The sequence below is a fragment of the Streptomyces hazeniae genome, assembly GCF_031845485.1.
Lineage (GTDB): Bacteria > Actinomycetota > Actinomycetes > Streptomycetales > Streptomycetaceae > Streptomyces > Streptomyces hazeniae.
Map to the genome: position 1 here is coordinate 32,064 of NZ_JAVREQ010000030.1, position 15,076 is coordinate 47,139.

The following is a 15,076-nucleotide window of genomic DNA, read 5'->3' on the forward strand; positions in this document are numbered from 1 at the left end:
CGAAGTGAATGTACCGGCACTCCGGTTCGAGCGTAGGGAGAACCCGGGCCGAGGGAAACACCGCTCTGGGCTCAGGAAGGGGCCGGAGCGGGGAGAGCGGGGGCGGCGGGGCCGGGGGTGAAGTGGACGACCATGAAGCGGGCGCCGGCGGCGGCGATCAGGTTGGCGGCGCCGATGTGGGCGTGGCCGGGGCCGAGGCGGGGGTGGTGGAGGGGACGCACGTCGCCGTCGGGGTGCATCTCGGCGCGGGGGTCGCGCCGGTAGAGCGGACCGGCGACCGGGTCGTCCATCACCTCGTGCACGATGCGGGTGAGCGTGTGCTGGTAGGGGCGGGCGGCGTGCGCGATGCGGAGCTGCGACATGACGGCCGGGGCCCACGCGGTCTCCCAGTCGACCAGGGTGCGTCCGCGTGCCTCGTCGTCGAGCAGCATCCAGCGGAGGACGTTGCTCGGCGGCCGTGCGCCGGGGAAGAGTTCGGTGAACGCGGGGTTGTGGCCGAGCAGGGTCCAGTCGCCGCTGATGATGTAGGCCATGCTGGCCAGTTCGCCGCAGATGCGGTGCCACACCTGGGGGATGTGGGTGTCCGCGTGCGGGTCGAGGACGTCCGGCGGCTCCTGGCCGAGCGCGTAGGCCCACAGTTCCCGCCATTCGGTCGCGGTGAGTTCCAGGGCGCGGCCGACGCCTTCGAGGAGTTCGCGGGAGGGGCGCTGGATCTTTCCGCGTTCCAGCCGGGCGTAGGTGTCGGGGCGGGCGGCGAGCAGGGTGTCCATGTCGTTCTGGGTGAGGCCCTCGGCGTGCCGTCCGCGGGGGTCCGCGGGGGCGGTGAGTCCCACCTGTTCGGGTGACACGCGGGCGCGCGCGGCGCGGAGAAGGTTCTGCAGTTTCTCGGGCTGACCTGCACGTTTCATGTTCCGTCCCCTCTCGGCTTTTCCCTGACATTATTCACGGGGAAAAAGTCGCTCTGGGAAAGTCGCAGGTGGGCTTGACACGCTCGTGACAGTCGGGCCGTCCCGCCCGGCGCCGCATCGTGGGCTCGGCCGTTTCGTGAGCGTCGGCCGGGAGCGCGATGCCCGTCCTCGACCTGCCCGGGAGGCCGGACGTGCTGACCCTTCGCGACCTGACGGACGGCGGGAACCCGCTGTTGACGTACCTCTACCCGGTGCCGGCGCGGGCCGAGGAGCACGGCCGGTACACCGTGGAGCAGGCGGAGGTGTGCGGGGCCGACGGCTCCTCCCCCCGTGACCTGCGGCCCGGGGCTCTCGCCGTGCTTCCGCCCGACGCGTGCCGTGCCGGCGCCCGGGTGGGCGACGTGGCGCGGGTCCTGACCCGTCAGCGGGCCGGAGCGGTCGTGCTGGCCGGGCCGGGGCACGAGCCGCCGGACCCGGGCACGGTGTCGGCGCTCGGCGAGGCCACGTCCGCGGCCGGGCTGCCGCTGCTCGTCCCGGTACGGCCGTCGCCGGCCTGGCAGGTCGTCGCGGCGGTACGGGCGGCCCGTCACCACGCGGCCGCCGCCCACGCCCTGCGGCTGGCCGCCCTGATGCGCTGCGTGGACGGCCTGTACCGCGCGGGAGACGGGCCGGAGGGCCTGCTGGCGCACCTCGGCGAGTCCACCGACGCCGGTGTCTACCTCGCCGCGCCGTCGAGCACGGGCTGGCGGCTGCTGGCCGACGACGGGTGCGAGGAGGCGCTGCTGAAGGCCCGTGCGCACGGCACCGGCCCGTCCGGTGCCGCGGTGCGTACGGCGGTCGGGGATCACGTGCTGCTCGCCGCGGTCGGCGACCGGGGGCCGTTCGCGGTGCTGGCGGGCGTCCGGGGCCTTGAGGCCGGGCCCTGGCCGGACCACCTGCGCGAGGTGCTGGTGCTCGCGACCACGCAGACGGCGCTGCTGACGCGTCGCGCCGCGCGGACGCCGGAGACCGCGCCTGCGCCCGGCTCCCTCTTCATCCCTCGTCAGCCGACCAGCGCTCCGACGGGCTGAGAAGCAGCCGCCCGCCCACCGACCGTCACCCGCCCACCCGTGAGGAAGGCCGTCCCATGCCCTTGCTCCCCCGCAGCGTCCGCCGTCCGCCCGACGCCGACGCGCTCACCGTCTACCGCCCGCTCCGCTCGCCGCGGCCCGCGGCGCCGCGTGGCCAGCTCGCCCGCGGGCGGGACGGCCGGTGGTGGTACCGCACCGACACCGGCACGGGCCCCCGCACCGACGCGGGCACCGACACCGACGCGGGCACCGACGCCCGGCCCCGCACGGGCGAGCGGGAGGACGGGACGCTGCCGGCGCTGCTGCGCCCGGATCTGGACCACGCGCTGCGGCGCCGGGTCGAGCTGCTGGCGCGGATGGAGCGCGCCGACCACGCCGACGGCGGACTCGTGCCGCTGGTGGAGGCGTTCTGCATGGTCGGGAGCCGGGAGATCGTGGACCTGGAGACCGGTCTGCACGCGGCCCACCAGGCGTGGCGGGCGTCCCGCCGCCCGGGCGCGGCTCCGGGGGCGTGGATTCCCGCGCCGCGTGCGCTGGCACGCGTCGCGGAGAGCCTGCGGCCCGGGGGTGGTTCCGCGCCGGAGGCGTGACCGGAGCCGTCGCGGGGGGCGGCTTCGGTCACGCCGAGGCGCGGTGGACCAGCTCGGTGCGCAGGATGACGTGGCGCCACGCGGTGCCGGGCGTCGCGATCTCCTCCAGGAGGACGCGGATCATGGTTCGGCCCATCTCCTCGATGGGCTGGCGGACGGTGGTCAGCGGCGGGTCGGAGTGGCGGGCGAGTGCGGAGTCCTCGAACCCGACGACGGCGACGTCCTCCGGCACCCTGCGGCCGGCAGCCCGCAGGGCGCCGAGCGCGCCGAGCGCCATCGGGTCGGAGGCGGCGAACACGGCGTCCAGTCCGGGTGCGTCGCGCAGCAGCCGTTCGGTGGCGGCCCGTCCGCCGACTTCGGTGAAGTCGGCGGCGGCCACCAGCGCGGGGTCGTACGGCCGGCCCGCGGCGTCGAGTGCCTGCCGGTACCCGGCCAGGCGGCACTGGGCGACGTACATGTCGGCGGGTCCGGCGACGGTGGCGACGGTGGTGCGCCCGGAGTCGAGGAGGTGCCGGACCGCGGCCCTCGCGCCGCCGACGTTGTCGCTGTCGACGTAGGAGCAGGGCTCCTCGGCGGAGCGGCGTCCGCTCATCACGGTGGGCACGCCGAGTGCGGCGAGGGTGTCGGGCAGCGGGTCGTCGACGTGCATGGAGGCGAGCAGGACGCCGTCGATCCGTCCGGCACGGGCGTACTGCACGAAGCGCCGGCGTTCCTTGTCCGAGCGGACGAAGGTCAGCAGCAACTGCATCTCGCTGTCGGCGAGTTCGTCCCCCACACCGTGGATGAGGTCGGAGAAGTACGGTTCGGCGAACAGGCGTTTCTGGTGCTCGGGGATCACCAGGGCGATGGCGTCGGTGCGGTTGCCGGCCAGGGCGCGGGCGGCGCGGTTGGGGACGTAGCCGAGCTCGGCGATCGCCTGCTCGACGACGAGGCGCGTCGACTCCCGGACCCGCGGCGACTTGTTGACCACGCGGGAGACGGTCCCGCGCCCGACTCCGGCGCGGGCCGCGACCTCCTCGAGGGTCGGCCGCCCTGCCGGCCTCCGCTGCACCATGACGGCCTCCCTGCCGACGTCTTCCGGGTCCGCGCACACGCGCTTCATGAGAGCGCTCCCAGTGCACCGCCCGCCGAGATCCCTGCTGAAAGCAGAGAGGGTCGTACGGAAGGAAGACTACGCCGCTCCGGGCGTGGGAGCGCTCCCGGGAACGCGCCGGGGCCGTTCCAACCGACGAAGGGCGCGACCCCGCGGACTCGGTGGACGTGCGGACTCTGCGCCCCTCAGGCGCGGGGCAGCAGGGAACCCAAGGGGCCGAGGTCGAGGTTGAGGTCCTCCGGGGAGAGGCCGTGGCGGGCGCAGAGGTCGTGCATCCGGTCCTGGAGGGTCATCAGCGTCATGCCGATGCGCTCCTCCTGCTCTTCGCTGAGATCGCCCTCCTCCACCCGGTGCAGCGCAGCGCGCTCCATCAGCTGGCGGAGCAGTTCGACCAGTGTCAGCACCAGCTTGGCCAGGTCGCGTTCGACGGTCTCCGGATCGGTGCGCACCCGCTGGGCGAGGCCGCCGCCGGGCTCGGCGCCCTCGGGCCCGGCCGGCAGCAGGTCGAAGGCGCGCGCCGCGGCGCGGGCGACGTCGTCCAGACGGATGCCGTGCGTCGTCGTCGGTTCGGGCATCGCGGGTCTCCCTCGGAGTGGGCGGGGTGGTTCACCAGGGGGCGGGCTGGTCGGGACCGACGGCGTGGACGACGGCGCGCAGGTTGATGCGGACCAGGTCCACGTCGGCGACGGAGAGGACCAGGTCACCGGTGAGGACCGCGCCCCCTGTCAGCAGTCGGTCCAGCAGGTCGATCAGCGCGACCTGCCGGTCCACGGGGGCGCGGCCGTCGTGGTCCCCTCCGAGGCCGTGCAGCGTGAGGTCACCGTCCACCGCTGCCCTCCAGCGTGGGGGCCGGCGGCGCCTCGGCGAAGGAGTACGGCGCCCAGGGGCCGGTCACCTCGACGCGCACGCCGCCGGCCTCGCGTGCGGCCGCCTCGGCCTCGGCACGGAAGTCCTCACCCCGGTCGTGCGGCACGAGGTAGGACACGTTGCTGATGTTCTCTCCCTCCCCGGTGGCGAGTTCGCCGCTCTGCGGGCGGTGCGGGACACCTTCGGCGGCGTACGCCTCCGCCAGCGCGGCGATGCGTTCCACCGTGTCGGCGGCGGCCTGGAAGGCGTCCTGGTGCCGGCTGCGCTGCGCCTTGCGCTGCCGGAGATAGGCCCGGCCGGGGCTGAGGTCCTCGGCACCGGCCGGGGCGGAGCCCGGTGCGGTGACGGACTCGTCGGCCCGCGGTGCGGCGTCGGGGGACGCGTAGACCTTCACGCCCCACTCGGCACGGCCGTCGAGCCGGTCCAGCAGAGCGCAGAAACGGTCCTCCGCCTCGTGCAGCATCCGGGCCACGCCGGCGTCGTCGCGGTAGACGGTCGCCAGTCGCAGCGGAAGGACGGTCGCCCGTCCGGCCACGCTGTCCACCACGGCGTGGTGGGCCCGGGCCACGGTCTCCAGCCGCGTGAGGTCCTCCAGCTGCGCGCGGAAGCCCTCGTCATCGAACTCCTCGGCGGGGACGCTGGAGACCACGGCGGCGAGCGCGTGCGCGCCGACGACGCGGATGTGGGCCTCGCCGATCCCGGTGAGGTCGGCGAGACCGGTGGGCAGCTCCGCCAGGGAGTGGCACCGGCCGATGGCATAGACGTAGCTCAGCAGGGCGGGTTCTGTCATCGCGGTCACCTTTCGGGCGTTCCGCCGGCGGCACGCAGCCGGTCGATCTCGGCGCGGAGCCGTTCGTTCTCCTCGGCCAGGCCCCGGCCGCCCTCATGGCCGCCATGGCCGCCCGTACCGCCGTCGCGCGCGCCGTGACCGGCGGTGCCGTCCGCCGCGGGTTCGGGCAGGGCTTCGCGTGTCCCGTCCCGGACCTGGCCGGGGCCCGAGGAGCGTGTGGAGTGACCGCGCGCCCCGGAGGAGAGCGACGGATCGTGCTCCCACCAGTCGATGCCCATCTCCTTGGCCTTGTCGACGGACGCGACCAGGAGCCGGAGCTTGATGGTCAGCAACTCGATGTCGAGCAGATTGATCTGGATGTCGCCCGCGATGACGACGCCCTTGTCGAGGACGCGCTCCAGGATGTCCGCCAGGTTGGCGGAGGAGCCGTTCTGGCCGTACGGCTGCTGGGCGCCCCGGTACGGGGACGGTCCCATGCGGGCGGCTACCGGTTCCGGCATGGCGGTTCCTCAGCCTCCCGTCCTGGCGGGTTCACGCTCGTCGGCGCGCGCATCCTCTTCCTCGGGGTCCTCGTCTCCGTACTCCTCCTCGTCCTCGTAGGCGTCGTTCGGAACCTCGTCCTCGGAGAGTTCGTCCTCGGCGGCGTCGTACTCGGCGTCCTCGTCGGTCTCTTCGTCCTCGTCGAGGTCCTCCGGCTCCTCGTCCCGCTGGTCGTCCTCAGCGAACTCGCCCGCCTCCCGGGCCTCCTCCTCCGCGGCCTGTTCCTCCTCCTCGACGGCGGTCTCGTGGTCCACCACGACCTCGCCGTCGCGGATCTCGCCGCGCCAGCCGTCGGTGGCCTCGCCACGCATCATGATGAACTTGCGGTAGAGCTTCAGGTCGAGCCGGGCGCGGCGCCCCTGGGCGCGCCAGATGTTGCCGGTCTTCTCGAAGAAGCCCCCGGGGAAGTACTCCAGGACGAGCAGCACGCGCGTCAGGTTGTCGGCGATCCGGTGGAAGGTCACCACGCCCTTGACGGTGCCCTTGTCGCCCTCGGTGGTCCAGCTGATCCGCTCGTCCGGAACCTGCTCGGTGACGTTGGCGCGGAGGCTCCGCGTCGACTTGGCGACCTTCACCTTCCAGTTGCTCGTGGTGTCGTCCGCCTTCTCGACGCTCACCACGCCCTTGGCGAAGGTGCTGAACTCCTGGAACTGCGTCCACTGGTCGTACGCCTCGCGCACGGGTACGCCGACGTCGATGTCCTCGACGATGACGACGCTCTTCGACTTGCCGCCGCCGCTCTTGCCGCGGCCGCCGCCGAAGACGCCCTTGATCTTCTCCTTCACGGCGTCCTTCCCGACGGCGAACGCCGCCTTGGCCGGGGAGTCGCCCTCGGCCAGTGCCTTCCCTCCCTTGCCGAGGCTTCCGAGCAGGCCGCCGCCGGCCGTCGGGTCGCCGAGCCGGGTGACGGTGTCGCCGAGCTTCTGGCCGAGTCCGGATACGGCGTGCTGGGCACGCGCCTGGAGGTAGGACTGCAGTTCCTCCTTGAGGCGGTCCGCAGCCGGGCTGCCGGTGACCTCGTCCTTCATCTTCGTGAGGCTGTCACTCATCGCGGGCCCCCTTGGTACGGGCGGGCTTGGTGCGGGCCGTCTTGCTGCGGGCCGTCTTGGCGGTGCCCGCCGCGGCCTTGCGGGGCCGCCCGCCGGTCGCGCGGGTCGCCTTCGCCCCGGTCTTGCGGGCAGGGGCCGGACGTTGTGTACGGTCGCGGGCGGGGGCGGCCTTGCGTCGCGGGGCGGGCCGGTCGGGCTCTTCGTCGAGGTCCGCCTCCGCACGGCGGCCGTCCTCCTCGTGCTCCTCCCTCTTCTCTTCGCCGGCGTCGTCGGCGGCCCGGGCGTCGTCGTGCTCGTCCCGCTCGTCGTCCTCGTCCGCCGGGATCTCGTCGTCGGCGCCCTCCAAGCGCAGGGTCCGCCGGTGGAGGGAGTCGGCGAGGCTGTCGGCCCGTTGGGTGACCGCCTTGGTGGCCGCTTCCCGGGTGGCGTGCACGAGCTGGTCGCGCACCTGGTCGCTCAGTCCCCCGAGGACCGGCGACTTGGCGAGGGTGGTGGCGAGTTCCCTGGGGTCCAGGCTCAGTTTCCTGCCGGCCAGGAACATGCCCAGCCCGAGGGCGAGCTTCGCCTTCCTGGTGCGCCCGAGCAGGTAGCCCCCGACGAGCGCGGTTCCTATCTTCGCGGTGCATTTCATGTCGTGCTCCTCCGTAGACGCCCGCTGCGAGCTGGGCGCGTGTTACGTGGTGCCTCGGGGCTGTCAGCCCCGCCGTTCGACCTCTTCGCTGTTCGCCTCGAGCCACTCCAGCTCGTCCAGCAGTTCGTCCTCGCGACGGTCGAACTCCTCCTCGCCGATGCGCCCGTCGAGCAGCGCCTGTTCCAGGTCGCGCAGCTCGCGGCGCACCGGCTCGGGGTCGTAGTACTCGCGCTCGGCGGCGAGTACCACCTGGTCCAGCACCCACCCCACGCCGCGGGCGGGGGCGAGCGGGAACGTGAGGATCTGGCTGATCAGTCCCATGAGGGTGCCGTCCGTCAGACGAAGCTGTAGGGCGGAAGGGGACCGTGCAGCGTGAGCTGTGCTCCGGCGCCCAGGTCGTCGGCGAGGTGCTGCGCGGCCCGTGAGAAGTCGCCGCTGCGCTCGCGCCGGACGAGGAAGGAGAGGGCGACGAGGTGGTCCCGGTTCGGCTGCCCCACCACGTGCCGGACGGCCGTATCGGACAGGGCGTGGACCACGTCCTCCGCCGCACGCTCGCGGCGCCGTTCGATCTCGTGGCTGATCAGCTCGCCGAGTGCGACCTTGTCGGCGTGCGAGGCGGGGTCCTGCCGGGTGCGGTCGTTCAGCTTCCGTGCCTCGTCGGACTGGGTGACGATCTCGCGCAGCATGTCGTCCTCGTCGCGCGCGACCCGCAGGTGGTACTCGGTGCAGCCCTCGACCTCGCGCAGTGCCTGCTCGTAGGCGGCGGCGTGCTCGTCGAGCGCGGCGAGGACCTCGTCGTCGGAGCCGGCGACGAGGCCGAAGCGCATCGGCAGCACGGCCCCGTCCTCCAGCAGCCGTTCCTGCACGTTCTCGTGCGCCATGAGGTCGCGCCGTTTGGCCCGCAGTTCGGCGGGGGCATCGCTGACCACGGCCGCGACGGAGCGGGCGCGCAGGCTGCGCAGGGCCCCGGCGGGGTCGCCGACGCCGTGCAGCCCGTCCAGTCGATGCGGATGCCCGGCGGCCGTGACGGCGTAGAGATAGACGGACATCCGTTACTCCTCGCTCGCCTTCCGGCGGGTGGTGCGGCGGCTGCCGGAGGACGAGCCGGCCTCGGTCCTGGTGCGCCGCGGCTCGCGCTCGCGCTCGCCCTCGTCGTCGTCACGTCCCTTCGTCAGGGATTCGCTGACGGCTTCGACGGCTCCGCTCAGCGCGCCCTTGGACTTTCCCTTGGCACCGCCCTCGGTCAACTCGCTGGTGAGATCGGTGAGCGTACTGGGCGCCTTGTTGCCGGCTTCGAGATCGAGCCGGTTGCAGGCCTCGGCGAAACGCAGATACGTGTCCACGCTCGCCACCACGATGCGTGCGTCGATCTTGAGTATCTCGATACCGACGAGGGACACGCGCACGAATGCGTCGATCACCAGGCCGCGGTCGAGAATGAGCTCGAGGACGTCATAGAGATTTCCGCCGCGCGAGCCATGTTCCCGCGCGGCCGGTGCTGATTGCTGCATCACGGTCATTGCGGCACTTCCTTGCTGTGAGGGACCGGCCGGGCGCAGGGGGCAAACCGGCCGGGGGGTAGGGGTCGCCGTCCGTCGCGTCAGCGCCGGTCGATCTGGCCCCGGGCGTAGCGATGGGTCCGCTCGTAGCCGAGAAGGTCACCTTTCTTGTCCAGTTCGACCCGGTATGTCGCCATCACGCTGGTGGTGTCCGGCACTCGTTCGATCTCGACCACCTCGACGTGCGCGGACCAGCCCTCGCCCTTCGGCTGTATGGCGGACACCGAGTCGGGTGCGGAGCCCAGCAGTTCGGAGAGCTGGGACGCCGCCTTGCGCATCGCGACGGCGATCGGCGTACGCCCGTCTCCGCCGTCACTCCCGCCCTTCCCTTCCGTGTTCGCCATGCGTTCTGCCTTCTTTCCGGTGTGTCCCACACGGGGCGTGCTGCGCGGGATGGCACGTGTTTTCGACCTGGCGCCCTGGGTGCCCCTCCCGCGCCGCCTTACTCACGACTGGAGGAAATCCGCAACACGGGAGCGGAAACGCGACACGTTCTCCCTCTCGTGCGACCGGCGGTCATGCCTGCCGAGAAACGCAAAAGCCCCCGCTCCCGTCGGCTTTCCAAGATCAGGAAAGCGACGAAAGCGGGGACCCCAACTCCCGCGTGTGGTGGGGAATTCAGCCGTTCTTGCGGCCGACTCCCCCGTAGCAGGCGACCTCGGGCGGCTCGCCCCACGGCATGGCCTCCGGGCGCCAGCGCGAGCAGGTCACCACGCCGGGCTCCAGCATCTCCAGCCCCTCGAAATAGCCGGCGAGTTGCTCCGGGGTGCGGGGCGTGTACGGCGCGGCCGGCTTGGACGCGTTGTGGCGGCGGATGGCCTCGACGTACGCGGGGTCGGTGCTGGTGCCGTCGTTCAGCCCGAGGTAGCTGCCCGGCGGGAGAGCTTCCATCAGCCGGGAGACGACCGACCGGGCCTGGTCGTAGTCCTGGACCAGGCCGAGGATGCCCATCAGCATCAGCCCGACGGGCCGGGAGAAGTCGAGGGTCTCCGCGGCCTGTTCCAGGATGCTCTCCGGGTCGCGCGCGTCGGCCTCGATGTACGCCGTCACGCCCTCCGGACGGCTGGTCAGCAGGGCTTCGGCGTGCACCAGGACGAGGGGGTCGTTGTCGACGTAGACGATCCGCGACTCGGGGGCCACCCGCTGGGCGATCTCGTGGGTGTTGTCGACGGTGGGGAGACCGGTGCCGATGTCCAGGAACTGCCGTATGCCTTCCTCCCCCGCCAGGTGGCGGACGGTGCGTCCGATGAACGCGCGCGAGTGCCGCGTCACGTCGACCATGCCGGGGAAGAGTTCGCAGATCTTGTCCCCGGCCGCCCGGTCGACGGGGTAGTTGTCCTTGCCCCCCAGGAGGTAGTTCCAGATGCGCGCGGAGTGCGGCACGGAGGCGTCGAAGGCGGGGGACGGATCGTCGGTCATCGGGTTGCTCCTCGGTGGTGACGGTCTGTTGCCAGCAGTCTCGCCGACCGGGGCGCTTCGCGGGAACGCCCGCTCGCATGCGTCGCCCGGGACCTCCGGCGGAACGGCCCGGAACCGGTGCGGTACCGCACGGACGGCGGCCCGGACCGCCCCCGGGCGGAACGCGCTCAGCGCTCGCCGGACGGGGGCACGCGGAGCGGCGCGCCGGCCATCGGGCACTCGTACGGGCAGGGTTCGGCCGCCGCACGCCTCGCGGAGCGCGGCGCGGCCTCCCGCTCCCTTTCCGCCTCGCCCGCCGGGGGTGCGCCCGGCGGCGCGGGTTCCGGGGGCTCCGGGGGCGCGGCGGGCTCCGCGAGGACGTCGCCGCGGATGGTGAACAGGGCGAGGAGGCCACCGGCGGCAGCGAGAGCCGCGGTGATCAGCATGGCCGTGTGGAAGCCGTCGGTCAGGGCGCCGGGGTCGGTGAAGTCGCGGCCCGCGATCCCGGCGAGCGGCGGAAGCGCGGCGACGGCGGCGAGCTGGGCGACGCGGGAGACGGCGTTGTTGATGCCCGAGGCCACTCCGGAGTGCTCCGCGGGGGCGGCGGCGAGCACGGTGGCGGTGACGGGGGCGACGGTGGCGGACAGGCCCAGGCCGAAGACGACGACGGCCGGGAGCACGGCGGTCACGTAGCCGCTGCCCGCCTCGATGCGCAGCATCAGCAGCATGCCGCAGGCCAGCAGCAGCGGCCCGACGGTGAGCGGCAGGCGCGGGCCGATGCGCTGCGCCAGCCCGCCGGCGCGGGAGGAGAGCAGCAGCATCAGCAGGGTCACCGGCAGCGAGGCGATCCCCGCCTCGAGCGGCGAGTAGCCGAGCGAGGTCTGCAGGAAGACCACGAGCAGGAAGAAGACCCCGCCGAGCGCCGCGTACACGACGACGGTGACCGCGTTGGCGGCGAGGAACTGCCGCGAGGAGAAGACCCCGAAGGGCAGCATCGGCGTCCGCGCGCGCCGTTCGGTGACCACGAAGGCGGCCGAGGCGGCGACGCCGACGAGGAGGGCCGCGCCGATCACCCGGGCGGAGAGATGGCCGCGCGGACCTTCGATCAGGGCGTAGGTGAGGCAGCCCAGGGCGAGCGTGGCCAGCAGCCCGCCGCGCAGGTCCAGGCGGCCGGTGACGGTGGGGTCGCGGCTCTCCGGCACGTGCCGTGCGGCGGCGGCCAGCACGAGGAGACCGATGGGCACGTTGATCAGGAAGATCCAGCGCCAGGACAGCGCGTCGATCAGGTAGCCGCCGACGAGCGGTCCGAGCGCGGAGGCGACGCCGGAGAGCGCCGACCAGGCCCCGATGGCGCGGGACCGGTCCTCCGGCCGGTAGGCGGCCTGGATGATGGCCAGGCTGCCGGGCGTCAGCAGTGCCGCGCCGACGCCCTGGAGCGCACGGGCGACGATCAGCGTCAGCGGGTCGGGGGCGAGGGCGCACAGCACGGAGGGCAGCGTGAAGCAGACCACGCCCGCGGAGAAGACGCGGCGGCGTCCGTAGCGGTCGGCGAGCGAGCCGCCGAGCAGGATCAGGGCGGCGAGGGTGAGCAGGTAGCCGTCCAGCACCCACTGGAGTTCGGACACGTCGGCGTCCAGGTCGTCCCCGATCGCGGGGAGCGCGACGTTGACGACCGTCGCGTCGAGGAAGCCCATCGCGGAGCCCAGCACGGTGGCGGCCAGCACCCACCGGCCCGCGGCGGAGCCGTGGGCGACGGTGCCGGGAGCGGAGGAGGTGGTCACGCGCCTACGGGTGGCCGGTCGCCCGGAGGCGAAACGGGGGCGGTGGGCGGCGGGACGGACCCACGGTTGCGGCGGGGGCCGGCCGAGCCCGCTTCGGGTCGCGTGGGGGTGCCGCCGCGGACGACACCGACCCACGCTGTCCCGCTGGGCCGCTTTCTGACCGAGCGGGCTCCCTGTCGTGTAACCGTCCGTCGGCCTCGTATTCCCGCGTGGGGCCTCGGTTCGCCTGCTCCGGGCACATCCCCAGCCCGTGTCCGTGCACGGGGCGATGTACGTTGGGCAGCGACGGGGTCCATGAAAGGCCGGGGGTGCGGGAGGTCCGATGGCCGAGGATGCCGAGGTCGCCGAGGTCACAGAGTTGTCGGGTGAGCCGACGGGCGAACTGACGGGGGTCTACCGCTACGACGTCGTCGCCGACTCGTGGTGGTGGTCGGACGAGGTCTTCACCCTGCACGGCCTCACCCCCGGTCAGGTGACCCCGACCAGCAAGCTGCTGCGGGAGCACCAGCACCGGGACGACCGCGAGCACGCCCGCGCGCTGCTGGAGGGGTGCCTCGCGGACGGCGAACCGTACAGCTGCTACCACCGGATCGTGGCCGCGGACGGCCGGGTGCGCCGGGTGGTCGTCGTCGGCGACGGCCAGTCGGACACCGACGGCCGCCTGATCGGCGTGCGCGGTTTCTTCGTCGACGTCACCGATGCCGTCAACCGCCAGGTGCGCGAGGTCGCGGACGAGGCGATCGCCGCGGCCCGCGACAGCCAGGAGGACGTCGACCTGGCGCGGGGCATCGTGATGGGCGTGTACGGCGTGGACGCCGAGGCGGCGCTGGCCATCCTGCGGCGGCACTCGCAGCACACCAACACCCGGCTGCGCGACATCGCCGCCTCGCTCGTGGCGGCGGCTCCGGCTCCGCCGGGCAGTCTGCGTACGGAGCTGCGCCGCCGCCTGGAGCGGGCCTTCTACGCCTGAGCGGCCGGAAGGGTTCGTGCGGGCCGTTCTCCGGGCGGCGCGCCCGCCTTGTCGGGCGACACGGGGTGGGGCGCCCGGCCGACCACCAGGGACACCCGCACCGACTCGATGACGTGGTGCACGTCCGGCAGCGCGGCGCGGATGCGCGCGGCGAGTGCCGGGCGGTCGGGTGGCGCGGGCAGGTCCTCCGCGGGGATGGCCGAGAAGACGGTGCCGACGAGCTGGTCCACGCCGAGCCGGTCCTCGTACTCCACGGCCAGCTCCCGCACACCGGTGAACCCGGCGTCGCGCAGTCCCCGGGCGTAGTCCAGACGGTCCTGATCTCCGGTGCCGCAGGTGGCGCGCAGCGGCTGGCGGAAGTACGCCTCCAGGCAGTCGCGGAGGGATCGCGACCAGTCGGTGTCCTGGAGCCACAACGGGGTGCCGTTGGCCAGCACCGCGACGCCTCCGCCGGGGCGGACCAGCGGGGAGAGGGCGCGGAACAGTTCCTCGTGGCGCATCCAGTGCACGGCCTGGCCGATCACGGCCGCCCCCAGGGCGCGGGGGCCGAGGGCGGCACCCAGCGCCGGGACGTCGGTGTCGGCGCCGAGCAGCCAGGAGACGTTGTGCACGTCCTGCTCGGCGGCCGTGGCGCGCGCGAGGCGCAGCATGTCGGGCTCGGGGTCGAGGCCCAGGACGGCGCGGACGCGAGCGGCGAGGGGCAGGGCGAGCTGTCCGGTGCCGCATCCGATGTCCAGCACGAGGTCGTCGCGGGTCAGCCCGAACGTCTCCTGGAGGGCGTCCAGCGCCTGCTCCGGGTAGCCGCGTCGGTACTTCGCGTAGTACTCGGCGACATCGCCGCTGAAGCCCACAGTCATGATCCCAGGCTGCCGCAGGGCTCGGGAGCCGTCCACAGGACGCGCGTTCGCCCTGAGCCGAGTGGCCCTCGGCGCGCGTTCACGCTTCGTGCGCGGCCCCCTCGTGCCCGTCCGGCCCGGGCTGCCGCCGGGCCCGGGCTGCCGCCGGGCCTGCGCGTCCGCCTCGGGCCTCTAGAGGTCGTCGGTCGGCGCCTCGCTCGTCGGCGCGGCGGCCAGTACGGCGTCCAGTTCCGCGTCCAGGGCCTGGGCGACGGACTCGGTGCCGGGGGCGACCAGCCGGTGCGTGAGGCGCAGCCAGGAGCGCACCTCCTCGGCGGGCGCGGTCAGCAGCGCGTCGCCGTCGAGCGAGGCGAGCGCCACGTACAGCACCGCGCGGCCGGCGACGGTCGTCGGCCACAGCCGGACGTCGCCGCGCCCGCAGGGTCTGCGCAGCCCCTCGGCCAGCAGGTCGCGCGCGAAACTCCACTCGACCGGCGCCTCGGTGCCGACGTGGAAGGTGAAGTGCACTGCGAGCGGATCGTCCTCCCGGTAACTCAGCCGCGCCGGCACCGGGATGCCGCGTTTGGGCGACATCGCCAGCCAGAACTCCAACTCGCGTTCGACCGCGACATACATGTTCTTCCCGCCTTCCCCGTCGGTGCGGCGGCCCGCCGCACCCCGATCCCGCTCTCGCGGCCGGGTCGCCTTCCGGCTCCGCCCCGCTCCCGGAGCCGTTTTCCTCGGCTCACGGGGTGTCCCTCGCCGGGAGCGCGTAAACCGGCACCACGGGAAACCGCCGTCACTCCCGTACCACCGCATGCGTGGCCGAGCCCCTTCTCGTCGTTCCGACGTCCTTACGTCCGTCCACCATGGGACGGATCACCCTCGCGCGGGTTCTTCCTTACAGAAAGTCAACGAGCCCGTGCTGAGTGTGTGTAGGCTCTGCTCCCCGCCCACTCGCTTAATCCGCTTAACCGCACCGAATGGAGCGAAA

19 protein-coding genes are annotated in these 15,076 nt (G+C 73.3%); 3 read left to right on the forward strand and 16 right to left on the reverse strand.

The features are described from left to right. Window positions 1-71: 71 nt before the first annotated feature. Window positions 72-908 (reverse strand): MmyB family transcriptional regulator, encoded by an 837-nt coding sequence (locus RM572_RS25285; RefSeq protein ID WP_311675688.1) that lies wholly within the window; start codon window positions 906-908, stop codon window positions 72-74. Between the two features lie 158 nt (window positions 909-1,066). Between RM572_RS25285 and RM572_RS25290 the strand changes: the two genes are divergently transcribed. Both RM572_RS25290 and RM572_RS25295 read left to right on the forward strand, forming a co-directional pair. After that, on the forward strand, window positions 1,067-1,978 hold the full coding sequence (locus RM572_RS25290) for a hypothetical protein (RefSeq protein WP_311675689.1): 912 nt from the start codon (window positions 1,067-1,069) through the stop codon (window positions 1,976-1,978). Window positions 1,979-2,034: 56 nt separating this feature from the next. Next, window positions 2,035-2,568 (forward strand): hypothetical protein, encoded by a 534-nt coding sequence (locus RM572_RS25295; RefSeq protein WP_311675690.1) that lies wholly within the window; start codon window positions 2,035-2,037, stop codon window positions 2,566-2,568. Between the two features lie 28 nt (window positions 2,569-2,596). On the opposite strand, the gene RM572_RS25300 is transcribed toward RM572_RS25295, so the two are convergent. The 13 genes from RM572_RS25300 to RM572_RS25360 all read right to left on the reverse strand — a co-directional run bounded on the left by RM572_RS25300 (window position 2,597) and on the right by RM572_RS25360 (window position 12,276). Further along, window positions 2,597-3,622: a LacI family DNA-binding transcriptional regulator gene (locus RM572_RS25300; protein ID WP_311675691.1), complete on the reverse strand. Its 1,026-nt coding sequence runs from the start codon at window positions 3,620-3,622 to the stop codon at window positions 2,597-2,599. Between the two features lie 224 nt (window positions 3,623-3,846). Continuing rightward, window positions 3,847-4,236, reverse strand: a complete 390-nt coding sequence (locus RM572_RS25305; RefSeq protein ID WP_311675692.1) for a gas vesicle protein K — start codon at window positions 4,234-4,236, stop codon at window positions 3,847-3,849. A gap of 31 nt (window positions 4,237-4,267) precedes the next feature. Continuing rightward, the gene (locus tag RM572_RS25310) at window positions 4,268-4,471 is read right to left on the reverse strand and encodes a gas vesicle protein (RefSeq protein ID WP_311675735.1); all 204 of its coding nucleotides are present in this window, start codon (window positions 4,469-4,471) and stop codon (window positions 4,268-4,270) included. Between the two features lie 7 nt (window positions 4,472-4,478). Beyond that, complete coding sequence (locus RM572_RS25315; protein WP_311675693.1) at window positions 4,479-5,318, reverse strand: GvpL/GvpF family gas vesicle protein; 840 nt, start codon at window positions 5,316-5,318, stop codon at window positions 4,479-4,481. Window positions 5,319-5,323: 5 nt separating this feature from the next. After that, window positions 5,324-5,818, reverse strand: coding sequence for a gas vesicle protein (locus RM572_RS25320; protein WP_311675694.1), 495 nt, complete (start codon window positions 5,816-5,818; stop codon window positions 5,324-5,326). A 9-nt stretch (window positions 5,819-5,827) separates the two neighbouring features. Next, window positions 5,828-6,907, reverse strand: coding sequence for an SRPBCC family protein (locus RM572_RS25325; RefSeq protein ID WP_311675695.1), 1,080 nt, complete (start codon window positions 6,905-6,907; stop codon window positions 5,828-5,830). Next, window positions 6,900-7,538: a hypothetical protein gene (locus RM572_RS25330; RefSeq protein WP_311675696.1), complete on the reverse strand. Its 639-nt coding sequence runs from the start codon at window positions 7,536-7,538 to the stop codon at window positions 6,900-6,902. Before RM572_RS25330 ends, RM572_RS25325 begins: the two co-directional genes overlap by 8 nt. Before the next feature lie 63 nt (window positions 7,539-7,601). Next, window positions 7,602-7,859 carry a gas vesicle protein GvpG gene (locus RM572_RS25335; RefSeq protein ID WP_311675697.1) on the reverse strand — a complete coding sequence of 86 codons (258 nt, stop codon included), beginning with the start codon at window positions 7,857-7,859 and terminating at the stop codon, window positions 7,602-7,604. Window positions 7,860-7,873: 14 nt separating this feature from the next. Next, window positions 7,874-8,587, reverse strand: a complete 714-nt coding sequence (locus RM572_RS25340) for a GvpL/GvpF family gas vesicle protein (RefSeq protein WP_311675698.1) — start codon at window positions 8,585-8,587, stop codon at window positions 7,874-7,876. Window positions 8,588-8,590: 3 nt separating this feature from the next. Continuing rightward, window positions 8,591-9,058, reverse strand: a complete 468-nt coding sequence (locus RM572_RS25345) for a gas vesicle structural protein GvpA (protein ID WP_311675699.1) — start codon at window positions 9,056-9,058, stop codon at window positions 8,591-8,593. A gap of 80 nt (window positions 9,059-9,138) precedes the next feature. Further along, window positions 9,139-9,441, reverse strand: a complete 303-nt coding sequence (locus RM572_RS25350) for a gas vesicle protein GvpO (RefSeq protein ID WP_311675700.1) — start codon at window positions 9,439-9,441, stop codon at window positions 9,139-9,141. Between the two features lie 274 nt (window positions 9,442-9,715). Next, on the reverse strand, window positions 9,716-10,516 hold the full coding sequence (locus RM572_RS25355) for an SAM-dependent methyltransferase (protein WP_311675701.1): 801 nt from the start codon (window positions 10,514-10,516) through the stop codon (window positions 9,716-9,718). A 167-nt stretch (window positions 10,517-10,683) separates the two neighbouring features. Next, window positions 10,684-12,276, reverse strand: a complete 1,593-nt coding sequence (locus RM572_RS25360; RefSeq protein ID WP_311675702.1) for a DHA2 family efflux MFS transporter permease subunit — start codon at window positions 12,274-12,276, stop codon at window positions 10,684-10,686. A 322-nt stretch (window positions 12,277-12,598) separates the two neighbouring features. Here RM572_RS25360 and RM572_RS25365 point away from each other — a divergent pair, with 322 nt between their 5' ends. Next, a complete protein-coding gene (locus RM572_RS25365) occupies window positions 12,599-13,246 on the forward strand; it encodes a PAS and ANTAR domain-containing protein (RefSeq protein ID WP_311675703.1) in 648 nt (215 codons plus the stop codon). Here RM572_RS25365 and RM572_RS25370 read toward each other — a convergent pair. Continuing rightward, entirely contained in the window at window positions 13,237-14,103 is an 867-nt protein-coding gene (locus RM572_RS25370; protein WP_311675704.1) for a class I SAM-dependent methyltransferase, read from the reverse strand. The genes RM572_RS25365 and RM572_RS25370 overlap by 10 nt on opposite strands. Before the next feature lie 171 nt (window positions 14,104-14,274). After that, window positions 14,275-14,718 carry an SsgA family sporulation/cell division regulator gene (locus RM572_RS25375; RefSeq protein WP_311675705.1) on the reverse strand — a complete coding sequence of 148 codons (444 nt, stop codon included), beginning with the start codon at window positions 14,716-14,718 and terminating at the stop codon, window positions 14,275-14,277. Window positions 14,719-15,076 lie beyond the last annotated feature (358 nt).

Excerpts from the sequence above, each read along its gene's own strand:
- RM572_RS25375 (WP_311675705.1), bottom strand. The coding sequence starts at position 14,718 with ATGTATGTCGCGGTCGAACGCGAGTTGGAGTTCTGGCTGGCGATGTCG.
- RM572_RS25330 (WP_311675696.1), bottom strand. The coding sequence starts at position 7,538 with ATGAAATGCACCGCGAAGATAGGAACCGCGCTCGTCGGGGGCTACCTG.
- RM572_RS25370 (WP_311675704.1), bottom strand. The coding sequence starts at position 14,103 with ATGACTGTGGGCTTCAGCGGCGATGTCGCCGAGTACTACGCGAAGTAC.
- RM572_RS25350 (WP_311675700.1), bottom strand. The coding sequence starts at position 9,441 with ATGGCGAACACGGAAGGGAAGGGCGGGAGTGACGGCGGAGACGGGCGT.
- RM572_RS25290 (WP_311675689.1), top strand. The coding sequence starts at position 1,067 with ATGCCCGTCCTCGACCTGCCCGGGAGGCCGGACGTGCTGACCCTTCGC.
- RM572_RS25345 (WP_311675699.1), bottom strand. The coding sequence starts at position 9,058 with ATGACCGTGATGCAGCAATCAGCACCGGCCGCGCGGGAACATGGCTCG.
- RM572_RS25355 (WP_311675701.1), bottom strand. The coding sequence starts at position 10,516 with ATGACCGACGATCCGTCCCCCGCCTTCGACGCCTCCGTGCCGCACTCC.
- RM572_RS25295 (WP_311675690.1), top strand. The coding sequence starts at position 2,035 with ATGCCCTTGCTCCCCCGCAGCGTCCGCCGTCCGCCCGACGCCGACGCG.
- RM572_RS25365 (WP_311675703.1), top strand. The coding sequence starts at position 12,599 with ATGGCCGAGGATGCCGAGGTCGCCGAGGTCACAGAGTTGTCGGGTGAG.
- RM572_RS25325 (WP_311675695.1), bottom strand. The coding sequence starts at position 6,907 with ATGAGTGACAGCCTCACGAAGATGAAGGACGAGGTCACCGGCAGCCCG.
- RM572_RS25335 (WP_311675697.1), bottom strand. The coding sequence starts at position 7,859 with ATGGGACTGATCAGCCAGATCCTCACGTTCCCGCTCGCCCCCGCCCGC.
- RM572_RS25315 (WP_311675693.1), bottom strand. The coding sequence starts at position 5,318 with ATGACAGAACCCGCCCTGCTGAGCTACGTCTATGCCATCGGCCGGTGC.
- RM572_RS25340 (WP_311675698.1), bottom strand. The coding sequence starts at position 8,587 with ATGTCCGTCTATCTCTACGCCGTCACGGCCGCCGGGCATCCGCATCGA.
- RM572_RS25300 (WP_311675691.1), bottom strand. The coding sequence starts at position 3,622 with ATGGTGCAGCGGAGGCCGGCAGGGCGGCCGACCCTCGAGGAGGTCGCG.
- RM572_RS25285 (WP_311675688.1), bottom strand. The coding sequence starts at position 908 with ATGAAACGTGCAGGTCAGCCCGAGAAACTGCAGAACCTTCTCCGCGCC.
- RM572_RS25320 (WP_311675694.1), bottom strand. The coding sequence starts at position 5,818 with ATGCCGGAACCGGTAGCCGCCCGCATGGGACCGTCCCCGTACCGGGGC.
- RM572_RS25305 (WP_311675692.1), bottom strand. The coding sequence starts at position 4,236 with ATGCCCGAACCGACGACGACGCACGGCATCCGTCTGGACGACGTCGCC.